Origin of the sequence: Arthrobacter sp. zg-Y1171, from assembly GCF_025244845.1 — a bacterium.
In the GTDB taxonomy this organism is placed as follows: domain Bacteria; phylum Actinomycetota; class Actinomycetes; order Actinomycetales; family Micrococcaceae; genus Arthrobacter_B.
On record NZ_CP104264.1, the window covers coordinates 178,992 to 204,434 of the forward strand.

Here is a 25,443-nt window from a genome sequence, read left to right on the forward strand (position 1 = left end):
GCTCCTTCCTGGGGAGTATGGAGGGCTGGAAACGCGGGAACCGTTGAAGAATTGTTGCCGTCAGGCAAACAATGGGGAGCAGGGCGGGTGCCGGTAGGGCGCACGGACCTGCGGCGGACCGAAGCGAGGGTGGCGGGCGATGGACGAGTACGTAATCGTGATTGAAACCGGCTACCGGCGTGCTGCAGCCACCCACACGATCACTTTCACCGGGGCGATGTCCCAGGCCGAGGCCACCCAGCTGCTGCTGGAACTGATGGACGGCGGACACGAGGAACTGCTGGTGGCCCGCCCCGGGACCATGGTCCTGGAAGTCTCGGCCACCGAATTCCTGCGGGTCCAGGAGGAAATGGGCGGTTCCGTGGTGATGGACCGGGTCACGCTGACCAGGAAGCATTAGGCCGTCCCTCCGCGCCGCGCCGCGCAAACGGCCCTGATCGGCTCGATGCACGGCTCGTTCTGGAGGCTGCTGGTGTCGCCGAGCGGTGCGCCCTCAAACAGCTCGGACAGCAGGCGGCGCAGGATCTTTCCGGAGCGCGTCTTGGGCACATCGGGAACCACGACGACGGCGGCGGGCCGGGCGATCGGTCCGATCTCCCGGGCCACGTGTGCCCGCAGCACGTCGCCGGCGCGTGCGGCCTCCGCTGCCCCCGTCAGCACCACGAAGGCAACGACTGCGTGCCCGGTGCGGGGATCGGCAACCGGGCAGACGCCGGCTTCGACCACCCAGGGGTGGGAGACCAGGGCAGATTCGATTTCGATGGTGGAGAGCCGGTGCCCGGAAACATTCAGCACGTCGTCCACCCGCCCCAGGATCCAGGTGTCGCCGTCGTCGTCGGACCGGGCGCCGTCGCCCGCCAGGAACCATCCCTGCCGTGCGTACTGCCGCCAGTAGGACTCCAGATAGCGCTGCGGGTTGCCCCAAACCGTGCGGGCCATGCCGGGTCCCAGCCGGTCCACCACAATGAAGCCCGGGGTATTCGGCGGGACCGGGGCCCCGTCGCCGTCCACTACCCGGGTGCCGATGCCGGGCATGGGGCGAGAGGCGCAGCCGGGTTTGAACGTGCGGTCGGTGGGCCGCGGGGTGAGGATGGCAGCACCCGTTTCGGACTGCCACCAGGTATCCAGCACCGGAACCCCGCCCCGGCCGAACTGCTCCCGGAACCAGCGCCAGGCCTCCGGGTTCACGGCCTCGCCGACGGTGCCGAGCAGGCGGATCGAGGAGAGGTCATAGTGCGGCGGGACGCCGTCGGGAAACCACCCCATCAGGGACCGAACCAGGGTGGGGGCGGTGTAGTAGCTGGTCACCCCGTAGCGTTCGATGATTTCCAGGTGCCGGCCCGGGTGCGGGGTGTCCGGGGTGCCTTCGAAGATCACCTGGGTGGCGCCGTTGGCGAGCGGTCCGTAGATCTCATAGGTGTGCGCCGTGACCCACGCCAGGTCCGCGGTGCACCAGTGCACGTCCGCTGACCGCTGGGCGGGGTCCGGATGGCTGAAGAGGTAGTCGTAGCTCTGTGCGGCCTGGGTCAGGTAGCCGCCGGTGGTGTGGACCAGGCCCTTCGGCCGGCCGGTGGTGCCGGAGGTGTACATGATGAACAGCGGCGTCTCGGCGTCGAACGCGGCGGCTTCATGAACGTCCGACGCCATGTCCACGCTCTCGTGCCACCACACATCGCGGCCGTGCACCCAGCGGACCGGAGATCCGGTCCGGCGGATCACCAGGACGTGCTCAACGGAGTCGGCACCGGCGACGGCGGCATCCGCGTTGTCCTTCACGGGTACGGCGCGGCCGCGTCGGTACTGTCCGTCCGTGGTGACCAGCAGCTTCGCACCGGTGTCCCGGACGCGGAATTTCAGCGCCTCGGCGGAGAACCCGCCGAACACCAGCGAGTGCACTGCCCCGATCCGTGCGCAGGCCAGGGTGATGACAATTGTCTCGACGAGGACCGGCAGGTAGATCACCACCCGGTCCCCGGCTCCTACGCCCAGGGCCTGCAGGGCGTTGGCGGCGCGGCAGACCTGCTGCAGCAGTTCGGCGTAGGTCACGGAGCGGCGGTCTCCGGGTTCGCCCTCGAAGTGCAGGGCAACCCGGCTGCCGTGCCCGGCTGCCACGTGCCGGTCCACGCAGTTCACGGCGGCATTCAGGCGGCCCCCGGCAAACCACTCGATACTCGGAACGGTGTAATCCGCCTCTGCTTCCGGAACTTCCGGGCCGCTGATCCGCTGCGGCCGGTGGAAGGTATGGGCGGTCTGCCAGGGTTCCTCCCACTGCAGGCGGCGGGCCGCGGCCTCCCAGAAGGCAATACGTTCGGTTTCGGTGACGGGCTCCGGAGAGGTTTCCACGGTGGCAAGTGCAGGGGTCAGGCCCATTTCCGGACCGCCTTTCGCTCCGCGATTCCCAGCAGGGCATCGGTGGCTTTGCCGATAACGGCCAGAGTGATGATGGCCAGGAACATGCGGTCGGTCCGGCCGTTGTTCTGCGAGTCCATCAGCAGGAAGCCGAGTCCCATCGAGGACGCAATCAGTTCCGCCGCAACCAGGAACAGCCAGGATTGGGCGAGCGCGAGCCGCAGGCCGGAGAAGACGGCCGGTACCACCGCCGGCAACTGCACGGTGGCCAGCAGCTTCACGCCGCGGAGCCCGAAGGCGCGGGCTGCCTCCACCAGGTTCCGGTCCACGTGGCGCAGTGCCAGCGCAACGGTGGTGAAGACCGGAAAGAACGCGCCGATGGTGATCAGCGTGATCTTGGAATCCTCGCCGATTTTCATCCAGAGGATCAGCAGCGGTACCCACGCCAGGGACGGAACCGCCCGGAGGGCTCCGATGGCCGGGCCCAGCAGGGCATCGGCCAGCCGGGACAGGCCCAGCAGGGCGCCAAGGATCAGTCCCAGGGCGGAACCGATGGCAAAGCCGGTCAGCACCCGCTGGGTGGAGATGGCGATATGGAGGCCCAGTTGGCCGCGCTGCACCAGGTCCGCCGCGGCGTTGTACACGGCGCCGGGGGAGGGAAGCTGCACGGGGCTGAAGACTCCGGTGGTTGAGGTGAGCTGCCAGGCCGCGAGCAGCAGCACCGGGACGAACAGGCCCAGTCCGAGCCGGGGGATCGGTCGGTCCGGCCAGGCGGCCTTAGCAGCTGCTTCCGGCGTTCGAAGGGACGCTTTGCGGGTGCGGGCCGGGGCCGGGGATGTGGCCGGGGTGCTCATGAGGAGGCTCCGAGGGAGTCCGGATCCGCGTTCCGGACATAGGAGTCATCCAGGAGGCTGGCCAGGGCATCGTCGACCTGCTCCTGGCTGGCCACGTCACCGGTCTCCACCAGGGTGGGACCGATCTTCGCCAGGACGCTGCGCTGGGCTTCACCGGGTGCGGGATCCACATCCAGGTTGCTGCGCTCGCCGATCACCGTTTTGGCGACGGCGGGGTCCAGCCCGGCCACGTCGGCCAGGATCTGCGCGGTTTCATCGGGATTTGCTGCTGCCCAGGCACGGGCCTTTTCGTACGCGTTGACCACGGCCTGCGCCTGCTCGGGGTCTTCCGACAGGAAGGACTCGTTCGCTGCGAGGAGCCCGTAGGTATTGAAGTCCAGATTGCGGTAGGCCAGCCGGGAACCGTTCTGCTCGGCTCCGGCCATGATCGGATCCAGTCCGGCCCAGGCATCCACCGACCCGTTCTCCAGTGCAGCGCGGCCGTCGGCATGCTGCAACTGCTCCACGGTGATGTCGGAGAGGGCCAGCCCCGCCTCGTCCAGCGCCTGGACCAGGAAGAAGTAGGGATCGGTGCCCTTGGTTGCGGCCACCGATTTGCCGGCCAGATCGGCTACCGAGCTGATACCTGAATCGGGACCGACCACCAGGGCCGACCATTCGGGCTGGGAGAAGACGTCAATCACCTTGATCGGGGAGCCGTTGGCCCGGTTGAGCAAGGCGGCCGAACCAGCGGTGGAGCCGACGTCGATCGCACCCGAACGCAGGTTCTCATTGGCCTTGTTGGAGCCGGCGGACTGGACCCATTCCACGGTGACCCCGTCATCGGCCAAAGCGTCCTCCAGCCAGCCCTGGTCCTTGATGATCAGGCTCAGCGGGTTATACGTGGCGAAGTCGAGCGTGAGCGTCCCGCCGTCGGCGTCCTCTACGGCGGAGACGCCGGTGGTGTCTTCCCCGGCAACGCATCCGGTGAGGGTGAGCGCGGCGGCAGCTGCGACGGCGGCGAGCATGCGGGACGTCCGGCGGGGAAGGGGGTACAGATGGGACAGGTGGGAACGGCTGTTCATGATGGTTCCTTAAGGGAGGAGGGTGCGCAAAAGCGCAGTAAGGGTTTGCGTGTGGAGAGGGCAGAGGGGTGCCGTGCCCTGACGGGACAGGGCGGTGCCCGTTGCGAAAGGCCAGGAAGGCCTGGGAGGCGCGGGAGGGCTAGTGGCGGTCTACGCCGAGCAGGGCGAGGAGCTCGCCGCGCATTCGGGCCAGCTCCGCCGAGGCGCGGTCCCGAGGCCGGCGGCCGGGGACGGTGACAACCTCGGTGATGGTGGCGCCGGGAGCAGTGTCCTCGGGGCCGAGGACAATGATGCGGTCCGCCAGCTGCAGGGCTTCATCTACGTCATGGGTCACCAGCAGCACGGTGGCAGGCGCCGCCCGGTGCAGGGTGAGCAGCAGGTCCTGCATTTTCAGCCGGGTCAGCGCGTCCAGGGCGCCAAAGGGTTCATCGAGCAGCAAAACGCCGGGCTCCCGGGCGAGGGCACGGGCCAGGGAAGTCCGCTGGGCCATGCCACCGGAAACCGCCCGCGGCCGGTGCTTGGCGAAGGCGGACAGGCCTACCAGGTCCAGGAGCTCGGCAACCTTGGCCTTCCCCCGGCTGGCGCTCGCGGACTTCGGGAGTCCGATCGCAATGTTGGCCTGCAGCGTCTGCCACGGCAGCAGCCGCGGTTCCTGGAAGGCGACGGCGCAGCGGTCATCGATTCCGTTGACGGTACTGCCGTCAATCAGGACACTGCCGGACGTCGGAAGATCAAGGCCGGCGGCTGCACGCAGCAGCGTGGACTTGCCGCAGCCGCTGGGGCCGAGGATGGCCAGCACCTCGCCGGGATGGATGTCGAAGGTAATGTCCCGCAGGACAACGTGTTCATCCGGGCCGGTGCCGAAACTGCGGCTGAGCCCGGCGAATCGAACCGGCAGGGCGGCCCCGGTGGGGGCGGGCTGTCCGGTGCGCGTAGGCGGGGTGGACGTGGAAGGGGGCAATACTGCAGTCATAGGAACGCTCCATCGATCCTGGCAGTAGCACCCTACGGAAAGTGTCCTGAGCCGGGATAACGGCTTCCTGCGACACCAGCCTCGTTATTGCCGCCTCTCAAGGAGGAAATGCGGCAACCAGGGTTGCTGCGGCTTCATCGATCCAGGTCTCTCAGCCGCTCGGGATGGTCAAGGACTACTAAACGCCGTATCCGCGGATCCGACAAGCCCGGTCAGGTACGCCCCGTTCACATAAGGAAATGTTCCACGCCGTCGCCGGTCCTGCCGTCTGCGGCACTTCCGTGCACCTGCAGGCCGCGGGCATTGACCGCGCGCGCCGTCGGCTCCTAATTTTGGAACACGGTGCGTTAAGGCGGGCTCGTCAGCTCTCCTGCATCTTCCTACCCCCAACCAGCAGGAGCCTGCCATGGAATCAGCTTCGGGTGCCTCCGGAATCGTGATGTCCGCCGATGGAACGCCCATTGCGTGGTCCCGGCAAGGCAGCGGCCCACCGTTGGCGATCGTGGGACCCCTGCTGGCGCACCGCAGCAGTCCCGCGACGGTGGTCCTGGCGGACGCCCTCTCGAAAAACCACACGGTCTACACCTATGACCGCCGGGGCATCGGGGAAAGCGGCATGGGCGAGGAATACACCGCGGAATCGGACGTTGACGACCTGCTGGCTGTCCTCCAGGTGGCGGGAGGAACAACCGACCTTTACGGGTTCGATGAAGGGGCGTTCCTGGCCCTAAGGGCCGCGGAGGAATCCACGGTGGTCAGCCGGGTGGTGGCCCTGGAACCCACCCTGTCCCTCGCTGACGGGGAGGACGAACTGATGGTCCTGCAGACCGAGATCGAGGGCCTCGCCGGTGTCCGGATCCCCGTTCTGGTTATGGCCGGCAGCAGCAGCGGCGAGGATACCCAGGACCTGGCGCGGCAGACCGCGGACGCCTTGGACTCCGGGGAGTTCCTGCTGCTGGAATCGGATAGCGGCGGCGTTCCCAACGCGGCCCTGACCGATGCCATCGAGTCTTTCCTGGGCTAGCCAGCTCGGGCGTAAGCTGAAGCCGAATCTTCGGGCTCAGCAAAGGACGGCAGATGTTCCAGTTCAACGGCGACAGCAGCGCACACGTCAACGACCCTGCGGTAATGGAGCGGTTGCTCCGGAACAAACCGGCCCGGTGGGCGATCGTGGGCTTGTCCAATAACCCGCTCCGCCCCGCCGTCGGCGTCTCACGCTTTGTCCAGGACCATCTGGGCATGGAGATCATTCCCGTGAGCCTGAAGGGCGATGACGTGCACGGCAACAAGGGGTACCGCCGGCTCAGCGAAATCCCGGGAAGCATCGACGTGGTGGATTGCTTCGTGAATTCCGCCCGCGTGGGCGACATTGTGGACCAGGCCATCGAAGTGGGCGCCAAGGCGGTTTGGATGCAGCTCGGCGTGGTGGACGAAGCGGCAGCCGCGCGTGCAGCAGCGGCGGGGCTCGACGTCGTGATGGACGCCTGCCCGGTCATCGAAGCACCGCGTTTCGGGCTCTAGAGTTTGGCGAACCGGGCGCGGATGATTCCCATGTACAGCCCGTAGAGCATCAGGCCGATTCCCACTGCTGCCAGCGCCACCACGCCGAAGGGCTGGTCCCGCAGCGTATGCAGCGCACCGTCGAGGCCGGTGGACTCTTCCGGGTCCGCCTGTACGGCGGCCAGGGTGAGCAGCACCCCCAGGATGGCAAGCGACACTCCCTTGGCGATAAAGCCGGCCACGCCGGTGATGTCCACGGCCTTTGACCAGAGCCCGCCGGGGACGCCGGTGAGGTTCCGGCGGAAGCGGCGGGTGGCGCCCTTGAAAATGAAGTAGCCGCCGATCCCCACCACTACCAGTCCGGCGAGGCCCAGAATCCATTGGCCCGCTGGTACCGCCAGCAGGCGGGCGGTCCAGCTGACCGAGGAAGAGCTGCCGCCGTTGCTGCCGCGGCCCAGGGCGAACGAAGCGAAAATGGTTCCGATACCCCCGTAAACGAGCACCTGTCCGGCGTTGCTGGCCCGGTCCTTCCAGAGCTCCTTTTCCTTCAGCTGCTGTCCGGCAAGGAAGATGCGGCTGAGCTGGAACAGCGCCAGGGCGTAGCAGCCGAGGAAGCAGAACCAGAGGAGCACGTACCCGGCGGGCTGTTTGGCCACAGCGGCTACGGCTCCGCTGGTGTCCGCGTTGCCGGATCCTCCGGCGTTGATCTGCAGGGCGATCGCGCCGATGACAATGTGTACGATCCCGCTTGCCACGTAGCCCACCCGGGCGAACCGCTCGAAGGCCGTGGAATCGGCGGCGCGCTCGGCGGCCTGGCTGACGGGGCCGGTACTGCGGTTGTTCTGCTTCAAACCGTTTTGTCCTTCGCTCCGCTGCCGGCATGCCCGCAGCTTTCCTACCTGTTCCTCCCATCCTGCCACCCATGGGGTGCGGCAGTGCCACCGCACGGACGGCGGCGTTAGGCTTTCCACATGGATGCGGGTGAGCTTAAACGATTGTGCCTGTCCCTGCCCGGAGCGTTTGAAGATTTCCCCTTCGGGCCGGAGTCCTCGGTGTTCAAGGTGCGGGCTGCCGGCGGCAAGGCGAAAATGTTTGCCCTGACCGCCCTCGCCGGCGAGCCCCTGATGATCAGCCTGAAGTGCGAACCTGAGCTGGCCCTCCAGCTGCGCGCCGCCCATCCGGAAATCACGGGCGCCTGGCACATGAACAAGACGCACTGGAACCAGGTGGAAGTTGCCTCCGGCCTGCCGCACGGCATGATCCGGGACCTGGTGGAGGACTCCTATGACCTTGTGGTGGCGTCGCTGCCGCGAAAGGACCGGGAATCACTCGAGTGGAAGGGCCTGGCGGGCGGATGAGGGGCAACACCGGCTTCACCTACGCGGAGCAGGGGCTAACCGAGCGGCCTTATCCGGTGCCGATGACGGACCGCTGGCCGGCGGGTTACCGGCTGGTGCTGCGCAAGGAAGAACTGGAGGTGGCCGATCCGCGGGCCGGGTTCCTCCGCCTCACCAACGGGCTGCTGGACTGGGACCTGCATCGCCGGGCGGGGCTGTCGGTGCCCCCCGGCACGCCCCGCGCCGCCCCCGGTGTCGACATGGCGTCGGGGGTCGGGTTCTGGCGGGTGCGCTACTACGCGCCGTGCCGGGTGATCTGGGCAGCGGAAGCGGTGGTCGACGACGACGGCTCGCCGGTCCGCGGGCAGCGCAGCGGTTTTGGCTACGGGACCTTGGCAGGACACCCGGAGCGCGGCGAAGAAGGCTTTTATGCCGAACTGGACGAGCAGGGCCGGTTGTATTTCCGGACCGCCGCCTACAGCCGGCCAGGCAACCGGCTGGTGGGTGCCGCGAACGCCGTCAACGTGAGGGTCCAGCAGTTCTACACCAACCGGTACTTTGCTGCTGCCTACCGGCTGGCTTCCGGGAGCTGATCCCGCCGGAGGGTGAACTTCAGGGTGAGGCCGTTTTCCTCTTCCGGCATAAAGCCCGCGCTCAGGAGCAGGGATTGGGACGCGTCGTTGCCCGGTTCCGTGTAGGCAATAATCGCGTCCACCTCCGGGTGGGTGAGCGCAAACCGCGCCAAGGCCACCAACGCTTCAGTGGCGTAGCCCTGTCCCTGGCGGGAGGGTGCAACGTTGTAGCTGACTTCCACCGTGCCTTCATCCGGCAGGCCGGCGAAGCCGATGGTTCCCACCACCAGCGTGGTGGATATTTCCCGGATCAGGCGGGTGCCGAACGTTGCCGCAGCGGGACCGAGCAATCCGGCCTCGAAGAACTGGCGGGCGGCGTCGTAGTCGGTGGGCTGGGGGAAGTCCTCCGCCCAGTCCGGGTGGCGCGTCTGGATGATGAGGGCGTCCACTTCCGCCACGGTCATCAGGTCCAGCGACAGGCGCTGCGTGGGAATGCCAGCGTCTGCGGCCAGGTTCTCGGGGATTATGCTCACGAGCTAATTTTGCACGTACTTTCGGGTTTTGCTTCATTCGGCGCACCCGGACCCGGAGGGCACTACTTGGTTTGGTGCCCGACAGGTACGAAGAGCATCCGAAACGAGTTCGCCAGGAGGAGTCCGAATAGCCCGGTGGACGTCGTGGGCTGCTGGAGCCTACACGGGCCCGGCCATGAACTGCCGGGCCCGTGCGGCCGCGGGATACTAGCCGAAATGCTTCGGCAGGGTGCCTTCGTGCGCAGCCTTCAGCTCATCGAGGGGCAGAGTGAAGTTGCTCTGGAAGTCCAGGGCACCGATTTCGGTATCCACCACGCCGATCCGGGCATGAGCGAAGCCGCGCGCCGAGCACATGTCCTTGAACCGGACCTCTTCGCTGCGGGCCACCGCGACGACGGCGCGGGCCTGGGACTCGGAGAACAGCAGGGTGAACAGGTCCACTCCGTCGCGTTCGCAGACTTCGCCAAGGCCGATCCGAGCACCGACGCCGAAGCGCAGGGCCATTTCGGACAGGGCGGCGGCGAGGCCGCCTTCGGAGAGGTCATGCGCGGCGTCGATCATTCCGTCGCGGGAGGCATTGACCAGCAGTTCCCCGAGCAGCTTCTCCGCCTGCAGGTCCACCTTCGGCGGCTGCCCGCCCAGGTGGCCGCGCAGGTTCGCGTATTCGGAACCGTCCAGCTCGTCCTGCGTGGTGCCCATCAGGTAAATGGCCTGGCCGTCCTGCCGCCAGCCCGACGGCGTGCGCCGGGCGACGTCGTCGAACACGCCCAGCACGCCCACCACGGGGGTGGGATGGATAGCGACGCCGCCGGTCTGGTTGTAGAGCGAGACGTTGCCGCCGGTGACGGGCACGCCGAGTTCGCGGCAGCCGTCGGCCAGTCCGCGTACGGACTCGGCGAACTGCCACATGACCTCGGGGTCCTCCGGGGAGCCGAAGTTCAGGCAGTCGGTGACCGCCAGGGGCTTTGCGCCGGCGGTGGACACGTTGCGGTAGGACTCGGCCAGGGCCAGCTTCGCGCCCTCGTACGGGTTGAGGTAGGAGTAGCGGCCATTGGCATCGGTGGAAATCGCGACGCCCAGTCCGGTGGTTTCATCCACGCGGACCACACCGGCGTCGTCCGGCATGGCCAGGGCGGTGTTGCCCTGCACATAGCGGTCGTACTGGTTGGTGACCCAGGACTTGTCGCACATGTTCGGTGAGGCCATGAGTTCCAGGATGGCGTCCTTGACCGCGGCGCTGCCGAAGGGCCGTTCCGCGTTGAAGGAGTCGGCTTCGATGCTGTCCTGTGCGGCCGGGCGGGCCATGGGGCGCTGGTACACCGGTCCCTCATGCGCCACCGTGCGCGGATCCACGTCCACAATGGTTTCGCCGTCCCAATCGATGATCAGCCGGCCGGTGCCGGTGACCTCGCCGAGCCAGGAGTACTCCACGTTCCACTTGTCCATGATGGCCTCGAACGCTTCCACGTTCTCCGGCGTCACCACGGCCATCATGCGTTCCTGGGACTCGGACATCAGGATCTCGCCCGGAGTCAGGGTGGGATCGCGCAGCAGCACGTTGGTCAGTTCCACGTGCATGCCGCCGTCGCCGTTGGAGGCGAGTTCCGACGTCGCGCAGGAAATGCCGGCGGCGCCCAGGTCCTGGATGCCCTCCACCACGGAGGACTTGAACAGTTCCAGGCAGCACTCGATGAGCACCTTCTCCGCAAACGGATCGCCCACCTGGACGGCGGGACGCTTGGAGGGCTTGTCCGCGTCGAAGGATTCGGAGGCCAGCACGGACGCGCCGCCGATGCCGTCGCCGCCGGTGCGGGCGCCGAAGAGCACCACCTTGTTGCCGGCGCCGGACGCGTTGGCGAGGCGGATGTCCTCGTGGCGCATTACCCCCACAGCCAGGGCATTGACCAGGGGGTTGCCCTGGTAGACGGAGTCGAAGACCAGTTCCCCGCCGATGTTCGGCAGGCCCAGGGAGTTGCCGTAGCCGCCGATGCCGGAGACGATGCCGTGCACCAGGCGGGCAGTGTCCGGGTGGTCGATGGCACCGAAGCGCAGCGGATCCATCACGGCCACCGGGCGGGCGCCCATGGAGATGATGTCGCGGACAATGCCGCCCACGCCGGTGGCGGCGCCCTGGTAGGGCTCCACGAAGGACGGGTGGTTGTGCGATTCGACCTTGAAGGTCACAGCCCAGCCTTCACCGATGTCCACGACGCCGGCGTTCTCGCCGATGCCCACCAGCAGGTGTTCCTTCATTTTGTCGGTGACCTTGTCACCGAACTGCTTCAAATGCACCTTGGAGGACTTGTAGGAGCAGTGCTCGGACCACATCACCGAGTACATGGCCAGCTCCGCCGCGGTGGGGCGGCGGCCCAGGATCTCCACGACACGGTGGAATTCGTCTTCCTTCAAGCCGAGCTCGGCCCATGGCAGTTCCGTGTCCGGGGTGGCGGCGGCGTGCTCAACGGTGTCGATGCGGAACTTCTTCTGCTCAGCGGCAGCACTGGGGGAAACGGTCATGACTTGCCTCCGGCAACGAGCGAGTTGAGTACAGAGCTGAAGATGCGCAGCCCGTCGGTGCCGTAGCCCAGGCCGACCTCGCCGTAGGCGGAGGAATCCGGGCCGAAGCCGGGTTCGACGGCGTGTTCGGGGTGGGGCATCAGCCCGACGACGTTCCCTGCTGCGTTGGAAATGCCGGCGATGCCGCGGCGGGACCCGTTGGGGTTCCCGCCGTCGTAGCGGAAGACCACCCGGCCTTCGCCTTCCAGCTCGTCCAGCGTCTTCTCATCCGCGACGTACTGTCCGTCCTGGTTTTTCAGCGGAACAACCATGCCGGCGCCGGGTTCGTAGGCGGAGGTCCAGGCGGTGCTGTTGTTTTCCACCCGCAGCAGCTGGTCCGCGCAGGAGAACCTCAGGTGGTTGTTCTTGATCATGGAACCGGGCAGAAGGTGCGCCTCGGTGAGGATCTGGAAGCCGTTGCAGATGCCCAGTACGGGCATGCCGCCGGCGGCGGCGTCCACTACCTTTTCCATGAGCGGTGCGAAGCGGGCAATCGCGCCGGCGCGCAGGTAGTCCCCGTAGGAGAACCCGCCGGGGATGATCACGGCGTCCACTGACTGCAGATTCGCTTCGGCGTGCCAGAGCCCGACGGCGGTGCCGCCGGCGATGGTTACCGCGCGGGCGGCGTCGCGGTCATCCAGGGTGCCGGGGAAGGTGATGACACCCACCCGGACCGCGCGGAGCGCGTCGTTTTCGGGGGCAACGGAAAAGTCGCCGATCAGGGGGGTACTCAAGATCAGGCCTCCGGGATTACTTCAACGCGGGTGACGTCTTCGATCACGGGGTTGGAGAGCAGGGTAGCGGCGGCGGTGCGGGCCTGCTCCAGGATTTCGGGGGTGACGTCTCCGTCTACGGTGAGCTCGAAGCGCTTGCCCTGGCGGACTCCGGCGAAGCCGGTCAGTCCCAGGCGGGGGAGCGCCCCTGCAATGGCTTTGCCCTGCGGATCGAGGATTTCAGGCTTGGGCATTACATCAACAACGATCCGGGGCATCCGGCAGCTCCTCTAAACGAGATGGGTGGCCGCGGACCTTGCCGTCTCACGCTGATTCAGCGCTCCGCGAGCTTGCACTTGCCATTCTAGCCGCGTTACCTGCGTTACGGTGACGACTCCGGGCCCTAGGCCGGGATCTCCAGCTGGAAGCCGCAGACGCAGCGGAGCACGGTGGTTTCCAGCTGTACATCCACCGGTTCCTGCGGCATGGATTCCACAGTGATCGGTTCGAAGATGGAGAGCTGCCGGCTGTCCCGGGGCTGCATGGGTTCGCCGCAGTGCATGTACTCGGCGTCGTCGGACTCGAGGATCCCTCGTGCCCAGAGGTATTGGTCCTTTACTTCTATAGACATTTTCGCGCTTTCAGTCGGTCCGGAACTCCGTTGTCCGGGAGAATACTAAGCATGCTTATTCAATAGTAGGCCATGAGGTGTAGGGTCGGGGGCCATTGTGTGAGCTGGATTACCTCTGGTTAGAGTGGGGCCGTGAGACTCCTGCAAGCAAGCCCGGCCACGGTCCGCCGGCTAATGAACGCGTGGCCGCCCTTTGCCTTTACCGGCATTCGGATCACCCGACTGGACCCTGAATACCTGGGTGTCTCTGTGCGGCTGCGGTCCTACTGGTGGAACAAGAACGTGGCCGGCGTGCATTTCGGCGGCTCCCTGTTCGCGATGACGGACCCGTTCTGGATGATGATGCTGCTCCACCACCTCGGCCGCGACCACGTGGTCTGGGACCGTGCCGCGGAGATTGAGTTCCTGAAGCCGGGAAAGGGCGAGCTGACCGTCCGCTTCACCCTGGACCGGGCCGACGTCGGGCGGCTGCGCAAGCTCGCGGCCGGCGGCGACAAGGTACTTGAGTGGTTCTCGGTGGATGTTACCGACGGTTCAGGCGACGTTGTGGCACGGGTCCGCAAGCAGGTCTACGTGCGGCTCAAGCGCGACCGGGCAGTGTCTACGGAAGGAAACGGCAATGAATAACGGAGCGAACCCCCTGATCCCGACGGGCTGGGAGTTCCTGGTCACCGGAATTTCCGCGGCCCTGATCATCCTGCTGGTGGTCGCCGTCGTCCGCCTGGCCCGCTCGAGCGCAGTCACTGCCGGGGAGCGGCTCGGACTGCTTCTCTTCTGCCTGATATTCCCCGTGCTGGGACCCATTTGCACGTTGGTGATCCTGGCCCGCCGGGAAAGCGTGCGCCGGTAACTAGAGGGAGCCGTCCGCGGGGCCCAGCAGGGCGGTAAGCCGTTCCCAGCGTGAAATCTGGCACCCGTCAGTCAGCGAGAAGGTTGTGTCCACGGCCTCGCCGCGAACCATGCCGGTGACGTGTGCGCGCTGCATTCCGCGGATCTCCTGGGTGCACATCAAGCCCGCAGCCGGCTCCGCGAGGGCGGCTGCCCCCTGTTCCGCGAGCACGGCACAGGCACCGGCAGGATCCGGTACGGTCGAGCCTTCCCGGGGCGCGGCGCCGTCGCACTGCAGCGTCCACGTGCTGCTCGGCGTCGTTCCGTCCGCACTGAACTCGACGGTCAGCGAGACCGGTGCCTCCGCCGCGGTCCCGCCGGTCCCGGGAGCGGGGGTAGGGGAGCCGGTCGGTGTGGGCGAACCGACAGGCGAGGCCGGCGCCGTCGTTGACTCACTGGGGGAGCCCGTGGATTCCCCGGAATCCGGAGAACGGCCGGAATCGGCGCCGCAGGCTGCCAACAGGACGGCGGAGCACAGCAGCATGGGGACTACTGCTATTCCTCGAATGTTGCGCACTGTTCGGCCTCCATTGGTAGCGGAGCCACCAGCCTAGCCAACGCTGTCAAGCAGGGTCGGTCGTATCCGCAGCAGCGTCTGCCTGCGCCGCGAAGTAGGCATCCTGGCTTGGGAAGTAATCTTCGAAGTCCGGCGCCGGGCCGCCGCTGCGGGCGGCCAGCAGCCGGTCCAGATAGTATTCCCAGCCCGGCCCGATGCTTGAAGCGGCCTGCGGGTCCTCCAGATGGTGGATGAAATCCAGTGCGGTGCCGGCCGGATCATCCCGGAGCCGGATCTCCAGGTCCCAGCCGCCGTATTCATCCTCCACCAGCAGGCGCAGCAGTTCCGGAGAGACGCACTCCGCTATCCGGACCCGGCTCCAGGGCAGGCCCTCTTCGAAGAGCAGCTGCAGGTCAACGGTGCCGCCCCTGCCCGGGGTTCCTTCCCAGCGGCCGAACCACTGGGCCGTCAGCTCGGGGTCGGTAAAGCTGGGCCACACGGCCGCAGCCGGTTCGGGAAAACTGCGGTGGAGAATCAGGTCGTAGGACTCGGGTCCGGTGCGGATAACCCGGCCGGTCGGTTCTGGCTGCATAGCTGTCCTCCAAAGGGTTCCAGCAGGCTCAGGATGCGCGCCCGCAACTGCTGCGATTCCTCGGCGAAGCCGCGTTGTGCGGCTGCGTACTGCGCCCGGCCGGCCGGAGTTTCCACCGCAATCGGGGTGTAACCCCAATCGGCCAGGTCGTAAGGGGAGGCGCACATGTCCATTTCCCGGATGCGCCAGGACAGCTCGAAGGCGTCCATAACCACCTCACTGGGGAGCAGCGGCACCAGTTTGTAGGCCCATTTGTACAGGTCCATGTTGGCGTGCAGGCAGCCGGGCTGTTCCAGGTCGCGCTGGTTCTCGCGGGTGGGTTTGAGCTCGTTCAGGGGCACTGCTTCCGGGGTGTAGAACCGGAAGGCATCGAAGTGGGTGCAGCGGATCTTGCTGCGTTCCACCAGTTCGTCCGTCCCGGCGGCACCGAGCCGCAGCTGCAGGTAATCGTGCCGGATGCCGTTGTCCTCCGACTTGTAGGCCATGGCCCACTCGTGCATACCGAAGCATCCGAGCACCGGCTTCCGGGCGGCCGTGCGGGAAAGCAGCATGGTGGTGAACCCCAGGGCGTCTCCGCGCACCGCGGCGAACCCATCGGCGTCCACAATGACGGCGGGTGTTCCGGCGTCGATCCCCGCGGCGTCCCGTTCCGCTTCCGTCAGTGTCCGGTAGAACTTCCACCCGGTGCGCTCGAGTGCGGACGGACCGGTGAGGACGCCGCCGGCGCCCGGGTGCCAGCGCAGCAGCTGGCCGGGTTTCTGCGAGTAGTAGGTGAAGAGGAAGTCCTCCACCGGGTGCTTCCGCCCGGCCGAGCGCCGTGCCAGGAATCCTTCGGTGAAGGGCCGGACGCGTTCTTCGTGCGCGGACTGCCGCGGCAGCCATTGGTCCTCGCTGAGGACGGTGGGGTGGGCGGGAGCAATCACCGTTCCATTATCCTGCCTCGCGGTACGCCCGTCATCCGCTGGTTCAGGCAGGGCTTGGTTGACGGAAAATACCAACCTGATCGTTAGTACGATAGGAGCGTAATGCCCGTCGGAAAGGTGCAGCATGGTTGAGAAGGAAAGCTTTGTAACCCGGTTCATGCGGACCACGGGCAAGGTGCGGCTGATCTTCGGACCCGCGCAGCAGGGGTCGCTGGACCATCCGATGACGGAGGAAAACCAGGCGCTGCTCAAGGAGCAGCAGGCCCAGGAAAAGGCGATGTGGGAAACCGTCACCCGGCCGGACGGAAGCAGCTACATCGTCTCGCGGAAGCCCGAATAAGCTCCGAACGTGCTCCGGATACGCCAGAGGCCGGCACCGCGTGGGTGCCGGCCTCTTTGCTGCCCGATGTCAGGCCATCGCTGTCCTAGCGTCCGGTGCCGCCGTACACCGTGGCCTCACTGTCGCCGTCGAGCCCGAAGGCCGCGTGCACCGCGCGTACGGCGGTGTCCAGCAGTTTGGCGCTGGTGACCACGGAGATGCGGATCTCGGAGGTGGAGATCATGTCGATGTTCACCCCGGCGGTGTGCAGCGCTTCGAAGAAGCGGTGCGAGACGCCCGGGTTGGACCGCATGCCTGCGCCGATCAGGGAGAGCTTGCCGATCTGCTCGTTGTAGTGGATGGTGTCGAAACCGACCTCGGCCTTGGCGGCGTTGAGCGCGTCGATGGCTTCCTTGCCGTCGATGATGGGCAGCGTGAAGGAGATGTCCGTCCGGCCCGAACCCTGGGTGGAAACGTTCTGCACGATCATGTCGATGTTGGAGTTGGCGCCCGCCACGATGCCGAAGATTTCCGCGGCCTTGCCGGGGATGTCCGGAACACCCACCACCGTGACCTTGGCTTCGGAACGGTCATGGGCAACGCCGGAGATGATGGGCTGTTCCAAGGGTTCTCCCTCTTGAATCTTGATCTTGTCATCGGGGCTGGGCAGAACCCAGGTTCCCTCGTGTGAGCTGAAGGATGAGCGGACGTGCAGGGGAACGCCGAAGCGCCGGGCGTATTCCACGCAGCGCAGGTGCAGGATCTTGGCACCGGAAGCGGCCAACTCCAGCATTTCCTCGCTGGAAATCTTCTCGATCTTCTGGGCGCTCGAAACCACCCGCGGATCGGCGGTGTACACGCCGTCGACGTCGGTGTAGATCTCGCAGACATCGGCTTCCAGAGCTGCGGCCAGGGCCACCGCCGTGGTGTCCGAACCGCCGCGGCCCAGTGTGGTGATGTCGTGGCTGTCCTGGCTGACGCCCTGGAAGCCGGCCACGATGGCGATATCGCCCCGCTCGATGGCGGTCTTGATGCGGTGCGGGGACACGTCAATGATCCGGGCCTTGCCGTGGATCGCATCGGTGATCATGCCCGCCTGGCTGCCGGTGAAGGACTGCGCAGAGCCGCCGAGCTGGTTAATGGCCATAGCCAGCAGCGCCATCGAGATACGTTCCCCGGCGCTGAGCAGCATGTCCATTTCCCGGGCATTGCCCTGGGTGGTGATCTGGCCGGCCAGGTCCAGCAGCTCATCGGTGCTGTCGCCCATGGCGGAGACGACAACCACCACTTCGTTTCCGGCGGCATGGGTATCCACCACGCGTTTCGCCACGCGCTTGATGCCGTCGGCGTCCGCTACGGAGGAACCGCCGAATTTCTGCACTATCAGGCTCATGCGTACACTTTCTCAAGTTTCATTGTGGTTGCTGGTGCCCGGCATCTTCGGCGCGGCTTCGAACTGTTCTCCCCGGAAAGCGGGCGGTACTACCCACAACGTCCGTCCAGAAAGTCTATCGCCGCCGTCGGGAAGTCCCGAAATACACGTGCGTAACCTGCGGCCCACCGGCGAGTCCGGGCGCAGTGCACGACGCCCGGCCCCTAGGGTGGGCGCCATGGGGAAGAGAGTCGTCACAGGCACCGGCGTGGTCGCCGAAGGGATTCAGCGCAGCTTCGGAAATGTCGCAGCGATCCGCAACATGGACTTCACCGCGCCCGCCGGCGAGGTCACGGCATTGATCGGTCCGAACGGCTCCGGGAAGACCACCCTGCTGCTGATCCTGGCATCCCTGCTGGCCCCCGACGCCGGATCGGTGCGGATCAACGGCTTCGACCCGTTGGTGGACCCGCGCCGGGTGCGCGCGGGGATCGGCTGGATGCCGGACACCCTGGGCACCTGGGGATCCCTGACCGCGCGGGAAATCCTGGTGACGGTGGGCGGCCTCTACGGAATGGAGCGCTCGTTGGCCGGACAGCGGGCGGCCGAGCTGTTGGAAACCGTTCATCTCACCGACTTCGCGGACAAACCGGCACGCGTGTTTTCCCGCGGCCAGCAGCAGCGGCTGAGCCTGGCCCGCGCGCTGATCCATGACCCGTCGGTCCTGCTGCTGGATGAACCGGCGTCGGGGCTCGATCCGGGATCCCGGGTGGACCTGCGGGTGCTGCTGCGCCGGCTCGCTGCCGAAGGCAAAACCGTGGTGGTGTCTTCGCACGTGCTCTCGGAACTGGACGAAATGGTGGATCGGGCGGTCTTCGTGGCCCGCGGCCAGACGGTGAAAACCCAATCACTGGCCGACGCTGATGCGCAGGAACGCTGGTACGCCATCCGCTCCCTGAACACCGGTTCCCTGCTGCGGCAGGTGGACGAGCGCGGCATCCCTTATCGCCAGCAGGGCGGCGCCGCCCGGCCGGAGGTCCAGGTCCGGTTGGCGGGGGACGCCGCCGCGGCCGAGCTGCTGCGGTCCCTGGTGCTGGCCGACGTCGCCGTTACGGCCTTTGCGCCGGCCGGCGGTGCCCTGGAGGAGACCTACATGAGTTTGGATGCTGATCGCGGATGAGTACGCAGACCCTTACCCCTGATGCCCCGGCGCTCGGCTATTGGCGCGGGGTGCGTTCCGTCTTCGCACTGGAGATGAAGCAGCGGCTGCGCTCCCGCAGCTGGTATGTGCTGCTGGTTGTCTGGTTTGTGGTGATCGGGCTGGTGGCCACCCTGACGGCGCTGAGTTCCTCCGCCACCTCGGGGCCGCAGGGCCCGGTGCTTTACGAGCTGATGGTTGGCTTCATCCTGCTCTTTGGACTGCTGCTGGCACCGGCGCTTTCAGCCAATGCCGTCAACGGCGACCGTGCCGCCGGAACGCTGGCCATCCTGCAGGTCACCCTCCTGCACCCCGGCCAGATCCTCGCCGGGAAGTGGCTGGCGTCCTGGCTGGCGTCCATGGGGTTCCTCGTGGCCAGCATTCCCTTCCTGCTGTGGGCCCTGGCCCTGGGCGGTGTCCAGCCGCTCTCCGCCGTGGTGGCGGTCGTTATGCTGGCCGTGGAGCTGGGGATCGTCTGCGCGGTGGGGGTGGGCGTTTCCGCCCTGGCCGCCCGTCCGCTGTTCTCCATTGTGGTCACCTACATGCTGGTGGCCCTGCTGGGGCTGGGCACCCTGATCGCGTTCGGGTTGAGCGGCTTCCTGACCGAGGAGACCGTTAAGGTCAGCAGTTCCGCCTCCTATTCCTACGGTGGAAACGGCGCCGAGGAATACACCTGTTCGGGTCCGCTAATGGACGTGTCCGTGGCACACACGGAGCGAATCGCGTGGATCCTTGCGGTCAACCCCTTCGTCGTGGTGGCCGATTCGATTCCCGTCACGTCGGAGCGGGACGAAAACGGCTACACCGCCAGCGGAGTGATGGAGGGGATCAGCACAGTGGTGCGCCTGGCCCAGGCCGGACCGGACTTCAGCACGCCGTGCATCAACGGCGAAGTCCGGGAGGGCGGCCAACCCGACGTGCCGCCGATCTGGCCGCTGGGGCTCACGCTCCAGGCCGCGCTGGCTGCGGCGCTGGTTTTCCTGGGCCGGCGCAAGCTGCGGACACCGGTCCGCAAGCTCGCTGCCGGGACACGGATCGCCTAGTGGCCCATGGAAGCGTCCTGGCTTAGGACATGCTCCGACGGCCCTCAAAGGCGCGGCCGAGGGTGATTTCATCCGCGTATTCCAGGTCTCCGCCCACGGGCAGCCCGGAGGCCAGGCGCGTGACCTTGATGCCCAGGGTCTTGAGCATCCGCACCAGATAAGTAGCCGTGGCTTCGCCCTCGAGGTTCGGGTCGGTGGCGATGATGATTTCGGCGATCTGCTCATCCGACAGCCGGCTGAGCAGCTCCCGGATGCGCAGCTGGTCCGGACCGATGCCGGCAATCGGATTGATGGCGCCGCCCAGCACGTGGTAGCGGCCGCGGAAGGACCGCGTACGCTCCACCGCAATCACGTCCTTGGACTCTTCGACCACGCAGATCATGGTCGGATCCCGCCGCGGGTCCCTGCAGATGGTGCAGGTTTCCTGCTCCGTGACGTTGCCGCAGACACTGCAGAACTTCACCCGGTCCTTGACCGTGACAATGGCCGTGGCCAGCTTCTTCATGTCATCGGGATCGGACTCGAGGATGTGGAACGCGATGCGCTGGGCGGACTTGGGCCCGACGCCGGGAAGACGGCCTAGTTCATCGATGAGTTCCTGAACGGCACCTTCGTACACGTAACCTTCTCTGCTGGGTTGAACTGCGTTTATAGCTGGCTGTTACCGGGGTATTCCGCATGCTGCGGGCCCCGGAGCGGGCGTCTTACGGGGGACCAGCGCTGGTCAGCGGCCGTCCAGGCTGCGTTCCTCGATCAGCCGCCCGCCCAGAATCCGTTCGATCGCCTTACGCCCCACCAGACCGGAATCCTCAAGCGTGATGTCATCCGCGCTGGGAACATCTTCGACGTAGGTCGAGTCTACTGGGCGGCTCCCCCGGACGGGGGCTCCGCCGCCGCGCTGGGCAGCTTCATTGAGGAGCTTCTGATAACGGCTCAGCGGCTGGTTGGGAGCACCGCCGGAAGGGGCGGCGGGGGACGTCGTCGTCGGCGGAACGGATGTCCGGACGCCTGGTGCTGCTGCACCCCGGTCCTGGCCCGGCGCCGTCGTGGTTCCGGGCCGGGCGGTCAAGCCGGCGGGGGCGGCCGACGCCGGTGCCGACGCGGGTGCCGCAGCCGGTGCCGCAGCCCGCGGGGCGCCCGCGGGTACGGCTGATGACGGGGAGGTCTGACCGCCGCCGGCCCGGCTGTCCGCCGCGGAGTTTCCGCCGGCCGGTCGGGTGGTGGACCCGGTGCCGGCCCAGTCAGTACTCGCCCATTCGGAGTCCGAGAGGTGTCCGCCGGAGTACACATCCACGGGCGCTTCGGCGGTTTCCCAGGCGTTGCTTTCGGGTGCGTCGTTGAACGGATCGCTGGGCTCGTCCGGCCAGGGCTCATCGGAAGGACGGTTTCCGGCTGAGCGCCCTGCAGCTCGTGCGCCGGCGGGGGTGCCAGCGCTGCCGTTCCGGCCGGAGGTTCCGCGGGCGGCCCGGCCCGGACCGGTGGACGGAGTTCCGCCGCCGTTGGAACTGCCGGCGCGGCGCCGGAGGGCAGCCGTAGCCGCGTTGACCGGCGCGCCTGGTGCCGCCGGTTCGGGTGCGGCCACCGGTGCTGCAACGGCCTGATCCTGCTGCGTCGGAACTGCCCGGTTCGCTGGCGTTGCTGGCTCCGGCGTGGAAGCCGCTGCCGCAGGCGCCGCTGCCTTCGGGGCCGATTCCGGGCCCGGAGCCGACGCTGCGCGCGAGTCCGGGGCAGCAGCCCCGGTCACCTTGGCGGTTTCGCTGGAAGGAGCGACGGCAGCCGTGGTGCTTCGACCATCCTGCACCGACGGAGCTTGGGCTGCAGGCGCCTGCGCCTGTCGTGCCTGAGCCGGTTGTGCCTGAACTACCGGTGCCTTGGCGGCCGGTGCGGATGCCGGCGCTTGCCGGCTATCGGCTTTTGGGCCCGACTCACCCGCTGACGCCGAGCTGTCATGGATCGGATTGATCTGGCAGTCCAGCGCCAGGACCTGATGGATCGCCTTGCGCAGGTTCTCCAAATGGTCGGGGCGGTTGAAGTTGGTGGCCGCGCCGGGGTTGGTGAAGGCAAGTTCAAGTACCTTGCCGTCAAAGGCGCGCGGGCTGGAGTTTTTGCTGACGTTCAGCCAGGTGGCACGGCGGATGCTGGTCAGGGCATCCATGATTTCCGGCCAGGCACGGCGGATCATCTCGATCTGCCCGCTTCCGCCGGCTGGTGCCGAAGGGGAACCGCCGGCCGGAGCCTGCCGCTGCTGAGGCTGGACCTGCTGGGCCGGTGCCTGCTGCGCCGGCTGCGACTGCGCGGGCTGGGACACCGGCTGCGACTGGGCGGGCTGCGACTGCGCTGGCTGCGACGGTCCGCCAGCGGCAGGGCGGGAACCGTTGGATCCCGCTGCGGGCGCGGCGCTTGAAGCGGCAGGGGCATCCGCCGGGGAAGGCGCCTGCGCCGGGGTGGACCACGTGCCGCCCCAGTCCAGGGAACTTCCGGCGGGCTTGCTGTCCTGGCTGGAGGCTGCCGGTGCGGCAGGGGTTGCTGCTGCATCCGGGGCGGGCGTTGCCGCAAAGTCGGTTCCCCGGGGAGATGCCGGAGCTTCGTCCACCGCAGGAGCTGAAGCAGCTGCCTGCGAAGCCGTGGGTGCGGCCGCGGGAATGGTGTTCACCGGAGACGCTGCAGCTGCAGCGCGGCCCATGGCCTCGGTGGGATCACCTGCATAACTGAGCCGGCGCTCCAAGCGGTCCACCCGTGCGGCCGTCCCGCGTTCGGCCTGGTCTGCGGCCGGAAGCAGAATACGGGCGCAGAGCAGTTCGAGGTGCAGCCGCGGCGACGTGGCACCGGTCATCTCGGTCAAGGCAGTGTTGGTGATGTCTGCGGCGCGGGATAGTTCACTGCTGCCCAGCTGGGTGGCCTGGGTCTGCATCCGGTTGATCTGGTCTTCCGGCATGCCGCGGAGCACGGTGGATGCGCTGTCCGGCATGGCGTTGACGATGATCAGGTCCCGGAAGCGTTCCAGCAGGTCTTCCACAAACCGGCGGGGATCCTGGCCGGTCTGGATGACACGGTCCACGGCGCGGAATACGGTAGCTGCGTCTGCGGCGGCAACTGCGTCGACGACGTCGTCGAGCAGCGACACCGGGGTGTAACCCAGCAGCGAAACGGCCAATTCGTAGTCCAGGCCGTCGGGGCCGGCGCCGGCCATGAGCTGGTCAAGGACGGAAAGGGTGTCGCGCACGGACCCGCCGCCGGCGCGGATCACCAGGGAAAGGACGCCCGGGGCGACCGCTACGTTCTCCTGCGCGCAGAGCTTTTCAAGGTAAGCCAGCAGCGGCTCCGGCGGAACGAGGCGGAAGGGGTAGTGGTGCGTGCGGGACCGGATGGTGCCAATGACCTTGTCCGGCTCCGTGGTGGCGAAGATGAACTTGATGTGTTCCGGCGGCTCTTCCACGATCTTCAGCAGGGCGTTGAAGCCGGCGGACGTGACCATGTGGGCCTCGTCGATGATGAAGATCTTGTAGCGGTCCCGGACCGGGGCGAAGGTGGCGCGCTCCCGGAGGTCGCGGGCGTCGTCGACGCCGCCGTGGCTGGCCGCGTCAATCTCGATGACATCGAGGCTGCCGGACCCGTCGCGGGCCAGTTCAACGCAGCTGTCGCACTTGCCGCAGGGGACCGGGGTGGGGCCCTCGGCGCAGTTCAGGCAGCGGGCAAGGATGCGCGCAGAGGTGGTTTTGCCGCAGCCGCGCGGGCCGGAGAAGAGGTACGCGTGGTTAACGCGGTTCTTTTGCAGGGCCGCCATCAGCGGCTCCGTGACGTGCTCCTGGCCGATCACGTCTGCGAAACTCTCGGGACGGTAGCGGCGGTAAAGGGCTGTACTCACAGATAGAAGCCTATCGGTTGGCACTGACGGTTTTTCCTCCGGCGGCAGGCACGGTGGAAACTCCACTTCCTCAAAAAAATTAAAGACCCCCCATGCACCTGCCAGAGCCCGCTTACCCTTGCTACCTTCCGGTCCTGGGGGAGTTCACAGGATGACACCACATGAGGGGCCGGGAACCAGTCTACCCGAAAATTCCGGGCCTCGACTCGCAGCGGATCCGGGGTGTATCTCCGGGGTATAGAGCCATACTGCGGGTACGGAGCCATACTGGAAAACCCGCCGGATCAGGAGTGTGCCCATGCAGCGTTCCCCAGCTATGCAGGTAGAGACAGCCCGGACAGCAGCCCCTGCGCTTCCCGTGCTGCCGGACCTGCCGAGCGAACCCGCATCGAGTCCCGACTTTCCCGCCCTATATAGGGCCGGCGATGTTCCCGGGGCGCCGCATTGAGTCTCGCCCTATATACGGTTCCCGACGCCGCCGGGCTGGGCGCGCTTGGTGCCTCCTTTATAGAGGTGCTGGTTCGGGACCGGCCGGATGCCGTACTTGGGCTCGCCACGGGGTCCTCGCCCCTGCCGGTGTACCGGGCGCTGGCGGAGCATGAACTGGACCTGTCCCGGGTACGGGCGTTTGCCCTGGATGAGTATGTTGGACTGCCGGCCGACAGTGAACAGTCCTATGCCGCCGTTATAGACAGGGAGGTCACACGCCCCCTCGGATTGGATCCGCGCTGTGTGTCCGTTCCGGACGGCAGTGCGGAGGACCCCGCCGAAGCGGCCGAAGCCTTCGAACGCCGGCTGGAAAGTGCCGGGGGAGTGGACCTTCAGCTGCTGGGGATCGGGCATAACGGCCATTTGGCCTTCAACGAGCCCGGCTCATCCTTGGATTCGCGTACCCGGGTGCAGCGCTTGTCCGAAACCACGCGGAGGGCCAACGCCCGGTTCTTCCCTTCCACGGGGGAGGTTCCGCAGTTCTGCATTACCCAGGGGCTGGGGACCATCCGCCGTGCCAGGCACCTGCTGCTGTTGGTCCGCGGCGGGGATAAGGCAGGAATCCTGGCTCGGGCACTGACCGGACCGGTGGGTGTTGATTGCCCGGCCTCCATCCTCCAGTTGCATCCGCGGGTCACTGTCATCACGGATGAGGCAGCGGCCTCCGGGCTGGCGGGCCTGGAAGAAGCCCTGCTTCCGCCCGGATAGGGTGGGGCCTGCCGTGGGAACCCGTGCCGGGCGGCCGTCTGATGCCTGCGGGAAGGCGCCGGAAACGACGCCGGAATCGGGCGGGAAATGCGTGTCCGGAGTCACCCCGAATCCGATTTGCAGCTGGGGGCAAACGTGTGTAAAGTTTTCTAAGTCGCCGCGGCCGGGACGCTGGAAAAGCGCCCGAGCATGGCGGCCAAACCCCAACAAAAAACAGAGTCCAACCAGTGCGCGCCCTTCGCGGGGCCGGTGGAAAAGACTCCGGTTGATGCTGGGTCCGGAACGGCGGAAAACGCCTTTCACGGGTTCCCGACAAGGGAAACCGTGAATTGCAAATAACGCCGGAATGGAATAAGATATAAAACATTGCAGCGAAGAAGAAAAGGAAAACAATTGTTTTCCCGAGTATTTTCGGATTGCGTCTGTTGTTTGAGAACTCAATAGTGTGCCAAGTTTATTGATACCAAT

The 25,443-nt window shown here is 66.8% G+C and carries 27 protein-coding genes and 1 other RNA gene; 11 read left to right on the forward strand and 17 right to left on the reverse strand.

Features of this window, described 5'->3' with window-relative positions; genetic code table 11:
• The first annotated feature begins 139 nt into the window (after positions 1 to 139).
• Positions 140 to 400, forward strand: coding sequence for a hypothetical protein (locus N2L00_RS00930; RefSeq protein WP_255765659.1), 261 nt, complete (start codon positions 140 to 142; stop codon positions 398 to 400).
• Here N2L00_RS00930 and acs read toward each other — a convergent pair.
• The 4 genes from acs to N2L00_RS00950 form a co-directional block, all read right to left on the reverse strand.
• Entirely contained in the window at positions 397 to 2,370 is a 1,974-nt protein-coding gene (gene acs, locus N2L00_RS00935) for an acetate--CoA ligase (protein ID WP_255862142.1), read from the reverse strand. The two genes, N2L00_RS00930 and acs, sit on opposite strands and share 4 nt — an antisense overlap.
• Positions 2,361 to 3,203 carry an ABC transporter permease gene (locus N2L00_RS00940; protein ID WP_255765661.1) on the reverse strand — a complete coding sequence of 281 codons (843 nt, stop codon included), beginning with the start codon at positions 3,201 to 3,203 and terminating at the stop codon, positions 2,361 to 2,363. Before N2L00_RS00940 ends, acs begins: the two co-directional genes overlap by 10 nt.
• The gene (locus tag N2L00_RS00945) at positions 3,200 to 4,210 is read right to left on the reverse strand and encodes an aliphatic sulfonate ABC transporter substrate-binding protein (RefSeq protein WP_374676603.1); all 1,011 of its coding nucleotides are present in this window, start codon (positions 4,208 to 4,210) and stop codon (positions 3,200 to 3,202) included. Before N2L00_RS00945 ends, N2L00_RS00940 begins: the two co-directional genes overlap by 4 nt.
• 196 nt (positions 4,211 to 4,406) lie before the next feature.
• On the reverse strand, positions 4,407 to 5,240 hold the full coding sequence (locus N2L00_RS00950; protein ID WP_255862140.1) for an ABC transporter ATP-binding protein: 834 nt from the start codon (positions 5,238 to 5,240) through the stop codon (positions 4,407 to 4,409).
• A gap of 406 nt (positions 5,241 to 5,646) precedes the next feature.
• Here N2L00_RS00950 and N2L00_RS00955 point away from each other — a divergent pair, with 406 nt between their 5' ends.
• Complete coding sequence (locus N2L00_RS00955) at positions 5,647 to 6,264, forward strand: alpha/beta fold hydrolase (RefSeq protein ID WP_255765664.1); 618 nt, start codon at positions 5,647 to 5,649, stop codon at positions 6,262 to 6,264.
• A 53-nt stretch (positions 6,265 to 6,317) separates the two neighbouring features.
• Positions 6,318 to 6,761 (forward strand): CoA-binding protein, encoded by a 444-nt coding sequence (locus tag N2L00_RS00960; protein WP_255765665.1) that lies wholly within the window; start codon positions 6,318 to 6,320, stop codon positions 6,759 to 6,761.
• Here the strand turns inward: N2L00_RS00960 and N2L00_RS00965 are convergent.
• Entirely contained in the window at positions 6,758 to 7,591 is an 834-nt protein-coding gene (locus N2L00_RS00965; RefSeq protein WP_255862139.1) for a DUF1206 domain-containing protein, read from the reverse strand. The two genes, N2L00_RS00960 and N2L00_RS00965, sit on opposite strands and share 4 nt — an antisense overlap.
• A gap of 120 nt (positions 7,592 to 7,711) precedes the next feature.
• Here N2L00_RS00965 and N2L00_RS00970 point away from each other — a divergent pair, with 120 nt between their 5' ends.
• Together N2L00_RS00970 and N2L00_RS00975 are read left to right on the forward strand one after the other, a co-directional pair.
• Positions 7,712 to 8,098 (forward strand): MmcQ/YjbR family DNA-binding protein, encoded by a 387-nt coding sequence (locus N2L00_RS00970; protein ID WP_255765667.1) that lies wholly within the window; start codon positions 7,712 to 7,714, stop codon positions 8,096 to 8,098.
• A complete protein-coding gene (locus N2L00_RS00975) occupies positions 8,095 to 8,670 on the forward strand; it encodes a DUF1990 family protein (protein WP_255862138.1) in 576 nt (191 codons plus the stop codon). Before N2L00_RS00970 ends, N2L00_RS00975 begins: the two co-directional genes overlap by 4 nt.
• Here N2L00_RS00975 and N2L00_RS00980 read toward each other — a convergent pair.
• The 5 genes from N2L00_RS00980 to N2L00_RS01000 all read right to left on the reverse strand — a co-directional run bounded on the left by N2L00_RS00980 (position 8,646) and on the right by N2L00_RS01000 (position 13,082).
• Positions 8,646 to 9,182: a GNAT family N-acetyltransferase gene (locus N2L00_RS00980; protein ID WP_255765669.1), complete on the reverse strand. Its 537-nt coding sequence runs from the start codon at positions 9,180 to 9,182 to the stop codon at positions 8,646 to 8,648. The two genes, N2L00_RS00975 and N2L00_RS00980, sit on opposite strands and share 25 nt — an antisense overlap.
• A 207-nt stretch (positions 9,183 to 9,389) precedes the next feature.
• Positions 9,390 to 11,699 carry a phosphoribosylformylglycinamidine synthase subunit PurL gene (purL, locus tag N2L00_RS00985; RefSeq protein WP_227920837.1) on the reverse strand — a complete coding sequence of 770 codons (2,310 nt, stop codon included), beginning with the start codon at positions 11,697 to 11,699 and terminating at the stop codon, positions 9,390 to 9,392.
• Complete coding sequence (purQ, locus tag N2L00_RS00990) at positions 11,696 to 12,475, reverse strand: phosphoribosylformylglycinamidine synthase subunit PurQ (RefSeq protein WP_370646980.1); 780 nt, start codon at positions 12,473 to 12,475, stop codon at positions 11,696 to 11,698. Before purQ ends, purL begins: the two co-directional genes overlap by 4 nt.
• Positions 12,475 to 12,729 (reverse strand): phosphoribosylformylglycinamidine synthase subunit PurS, encoded by a 255-nt coding sequence (purS, locus tag N2L00_RS00995; RefSeq protein WP_227920839.1) that lies wholly within the window; start codon positions 12,727 to 12,729, stop codon positions 12,475 to 12,477. Before purS ends, purQ begins: the two co-directional genes overlap by 1 nt.
• Positions 12,730 to 12,854: 125 nt before the next feature.
• A complete protein-coding gene (locus N2L00_RS01000) occupies positions 12,855 to 13,082 on the reverse strand; it encodes a hypothetical protein (RefSeq protein ID WP_255862137.1) in 228 nt (75 codons plus the stop codon).
• A gap of 132 nt (positions 13,083 to 13,214) precedes the next feature.
• On the opposite strand from N2L00_RS01000, the gene N2L00_RS01005 reads away from it, so the two are divergent.
• Complete coding sequence (locus N2L00_RS01005) at positions 13,215 to 13,709, forward strand: DUF4442 domain-containing protein (protein WP_255862136.1); 495 nt, start codon at positions 13,215 to 13,217, stop codon at positions 13,707 to 13,709.
• A complete protein-coding gene (locus N2L00_RS01010; RefSeq protein WP_255862135.1) occupies positions 13,702 to 13,932 on the forward strand; it encodes a hypothetical protein in 231 nt (76 codons plus the stop codon). Before N2L00_RS01005 ends, N2L00_RS01010 begins: the two co-directional genes overlap by 8 nt.
• On the opposite strand, the gene N2L00_RS01015 is transcribed toward N2L00_RS01010, so the two are convergent.
• From N2L00_RS01015 to N2L00_RS01025, 3 genes are read right to left on the reverse strand one after another with little or no spacing between them, the layout of a single operon-like run.
• Positions 13,933 to 14,487 (reverse strand): hypothetical protein, encoded by a 555-nt coding sequence (locus N2L00_RS01015; protein ID WP_255862134.1) that lies wholly within the window; start codon positions 14,485 to 14,487, stop codon positions 13,933 to 13,935.
• A gap of 46 nt (positions 14,488 to 14,533) precedes the next feature.
• Positions 14,534 to 15,058 carry an SRPBCC domain-containing protein gene (locus N2L00_RS01020; RefSeq protein WP_255862133.1) on the reverse strand — a complete coding sequence of 175 codons (525 nt, stop codon included), beginning with the start codon at positions 15,056 to 15,058 and terminating at the stop codon, positions 14,534 to 14,536.
• Entirely contained in the window at positions 15,001 to 15,978 is a 978-nt protein-coding gene (locus tag N2L00_RS01025; protein ID WP_374676602.1) for a 3-methyladenine DNA glycosylase, read from the reverse strand. The genes N2L00_RS01020 and N2L00_RS01025 overlap by 58 nt, the downstream gene beginning before the upstream one ends.
• Positions 15,979 to 16,105: 127 nt before the next feature.
• Here N2L00_RS01025 and N2L00_RS01030 point away from each other — a divergent pair, with 127 nt between their 5' ends.
• Positions 16,106 to 16,321: a hypothetical protein gene (locus N2L00_RS01030; protein WP_255765677.1), complete on the forward strand. Its 216-nt coding sequence runs from the start codon at positions 16,106 to 16,108 to the stop codon at positions 16,319 to 16,321.
• Between the two features lie 85 nt (positions 16,322 to 16,406).
• On the opposite strand, the gene N2L00_RS01035 is transcribed toward N2L00_RS01030, so the two are convergent.
• Entirely contained in the window at positions 16,407 to 17,693 is a 1,287-nt protein-coding gene (locus tag N2L00_RS01035) for an aspartate kinase (protein WP_255765678.1), read from the reverse strand.
• A gap of 217 nt (positions 17,694 to 17,910) precedes the next feature.
• Between N2L00_RS01035 and N2L00_RS01040 the strand changes: the two genes are divergently transcribed.
• Together N2L00_RS01040 and N2L00_RS01045 are read left to right on the forward strand one after the other, a co-directional pair.
• Complete coding sequence (locus N2L00_RS01040; protein ID WP_255862131.1) at positions 17,911 to 18,852, forward strand: ABC transporter ATP-binding protein; 942 nt, start codon at positions 17,911 to 17,913, stop codon at positions 18,850 to 18,852.
• The gene (locus tag N2L00_RS01045) at positions 18,849 to 19,913 is read left to right on the forward strand and encodes an ABC transporter permease (protein WP_255862130.1); all 1,065 of its coding nucleotides are present in this window, start codon (positions 18,849 to 18,851) and stop codon (positions 19,911 to 19,913) included. The genes N2L00_RS01040 and N2L00_RS01045 overlap by 4 nt, the downstream gene beginning before the upstream one ends.
• A 22-nt stretch (positions 19,914 to 19,935) precedes the next feature.
• Here the strand turns inward: N2L00_RS01045 and recR are convergent, their stop codons facing one another.
• From recR to ffs, 3 genes are all read right to left on the reverse strand, one after another.
• The gene (gene recR / locus N2L00_RS01050; RefSeq protein WP_255765681.1) at positions 19,936 to 20,532 is read right to left on the reverse strand and encodes a recombination mediator RecR; all 597 of its coding nucleotides are present in this window, start codon (positions 20,530 to 20,532) and stop codon (positions 19,936 to 19,938) included.
• 105 nt (positions 20,533 to 20,637) lie between these two features.
• The gene (locus N2L00_RS01055) at positions 20,638 to 23,778 is read right to left on the reverse strand and encodes a DNA polymerase III subunit gamma and tau (RefSeq protein ID WP_255862129.1); all 3,141 of its coding nucleotides are present in this window, start codon (positions 23,776 to 23,778) and stop codon (positions 20,638 to 20,640) included.
• A gap of 78 nt (positions 23,779 to 23,856) precedes the next feature.
• Positions 23,857 to 23,952: signal recognition particle sRNA small type (gene ffs / locus N2L00_RS01060), an RNA gene on the reverse strand.
• A 270-nt stretch (positions 23,953 to 24,222) separates the two neighbouring features.
• Here ffs and N2L00_RS01065 point away from each other — a divergent pair.
• Positions 24,223 to 24,975 carry a glucosamine-6-phosphate deaminase gene (locus tag N2L00_RS01065; RefSeq protein ID WP_370646971.1) on the forward strand — a complete coding sequence of 251 codons (753 nt, stop codon included), beginning with the start codon at positions 24,223 to 24,225 and terminating at the stop codon, positions 24,973 to 24,975.
• Positions 24,976 to 25,443: the final 468 nt, after the last annotated feature.

Bases quoted from the DNA above. Each gene is read 5' to 3' on its own strand.
- N2L00_RS00930 (WP_255765659.1), top strand. From the start codon at position 140: ATGGACGAGTACGTAATCGTGATTGAAACCGGCTACCGGCGTGCTGCA.
- N2L00_RS01040 (WP_255862131.1), top strand. From the start codon at position 17,911: ATGGGGAAGAGAGTCGTCACAGGCACCGGCGTGGTCGCCGAAGGGATT.
- N2L00_RS01030 (WP_255765677.1), top strand. From the start codon at position 16,106: ATGGTTGAGAAGGAAAGCTTTGTAACCCGGTTCATGCGGACCACGGGC.
- N2L00_RS01000 (WP_255862137.1), bottom strand. From the start codon at position 13,082: ATGTCTATAGAAGTAAAGGACCAATACCTCTGGGCACGAGGGATCCTC.
- N2L00_RS00970 (WP_255765667.1), top strand. From the start codon at position 7,712: ATGGATGCGGGTGAGCTTAAACGATTGTGCCTGTCCCTGCCCGGAGCG.
- N2L00_RS01035 (WP_255765678.1), bottom strand. From the start codon at position 17,693: ATGAGCCTGATAGTGCAGAAATTCGGCGGTTCCTCCGTAGCGGACGCC.
- N2L00_RS01020 (WP_255862133.1), bottom strand. From the start codon at position 15,058: ATGCAGCCAGAACCGACCGGCCGGGTTATCCGCACCGGACCCGAGTCC.
- N2L00_RS00945 (WP_374676603.1), bottom strand. From the start codon at position 4,210: ATGCTCGCCGCCGTCGCAGCTGCCGCCGCGCTCACCCTCACCGGATGC.
- N2L00_RS01010 (WP_255862135.1), top strand. From the start codon at position 13,702: ATGAATAACGGAGCGAACCCCCTGATCCCGACGGGCTGGGAGTTCCTG.
- N2L00_RS00975 (WP_255862138.1), top strand. From the start codon at position 8,095: ATGAGGGGCAACACCGGCTTCACCTACGCGGAGCAGGGGCTAACCGAG.
- N2L00_RS00950 (WP_255862140.1), bottom strand. From the start codon at position 5,240: ATGACTGCAGTATTGCCCCCTTCCACGTCCACCCCGCCTACGCGCACC.
- purS (WP_227920839.1), bottom strand. From the start codon at position 12,729: ATGCCCCGGATCGTTGTTGATGTAATGCCCAAGCCTGAAATCCTCGAT.
- purL (WP_227920837.1), bottom strand. From the start codon at position 11,699: ATGACCGTTTCCCCCAGTGCTGCCGCTGAGCAGAAGAAGTTCCGCATC.
- N2L00_RS00960 (WP_255765665.1), top strand. From the start codon at position 6,318: ATGTTCCAGTTCAACGGCGACAGCAGCGCACACGTCAACGACCCTGCG.
- N2L00_RS00940 (WP_255765661.1), bottom strand. From the start codon at position 3,203: ATGAGCACCCCGGCCACATCCCCGGCCCCGGCCCGCACCCGCAAAGCG.
- N2L00_RS01045 (WP_255862130.1), top strand. From the start codon at position 18,849: ATGAGTACGCAGACCCTTACCCCTGATGCCCCGGCGCTCGGCTATTGG.
- N2L00_RS00955 (WP_255765664.1), top strand. From the start codon at position 5,647: ATGGAATCAGCTTCGGGTGCCTCCGGAATCGTGATGTCCGCCGATGGA.
- acs (WP_255862142.1), bottom strand. From the start codon at position 2,370: ATGGGCCTGACCCCTGCACTTGCCACCGTGGAAACCTCTCCGGAGCCC.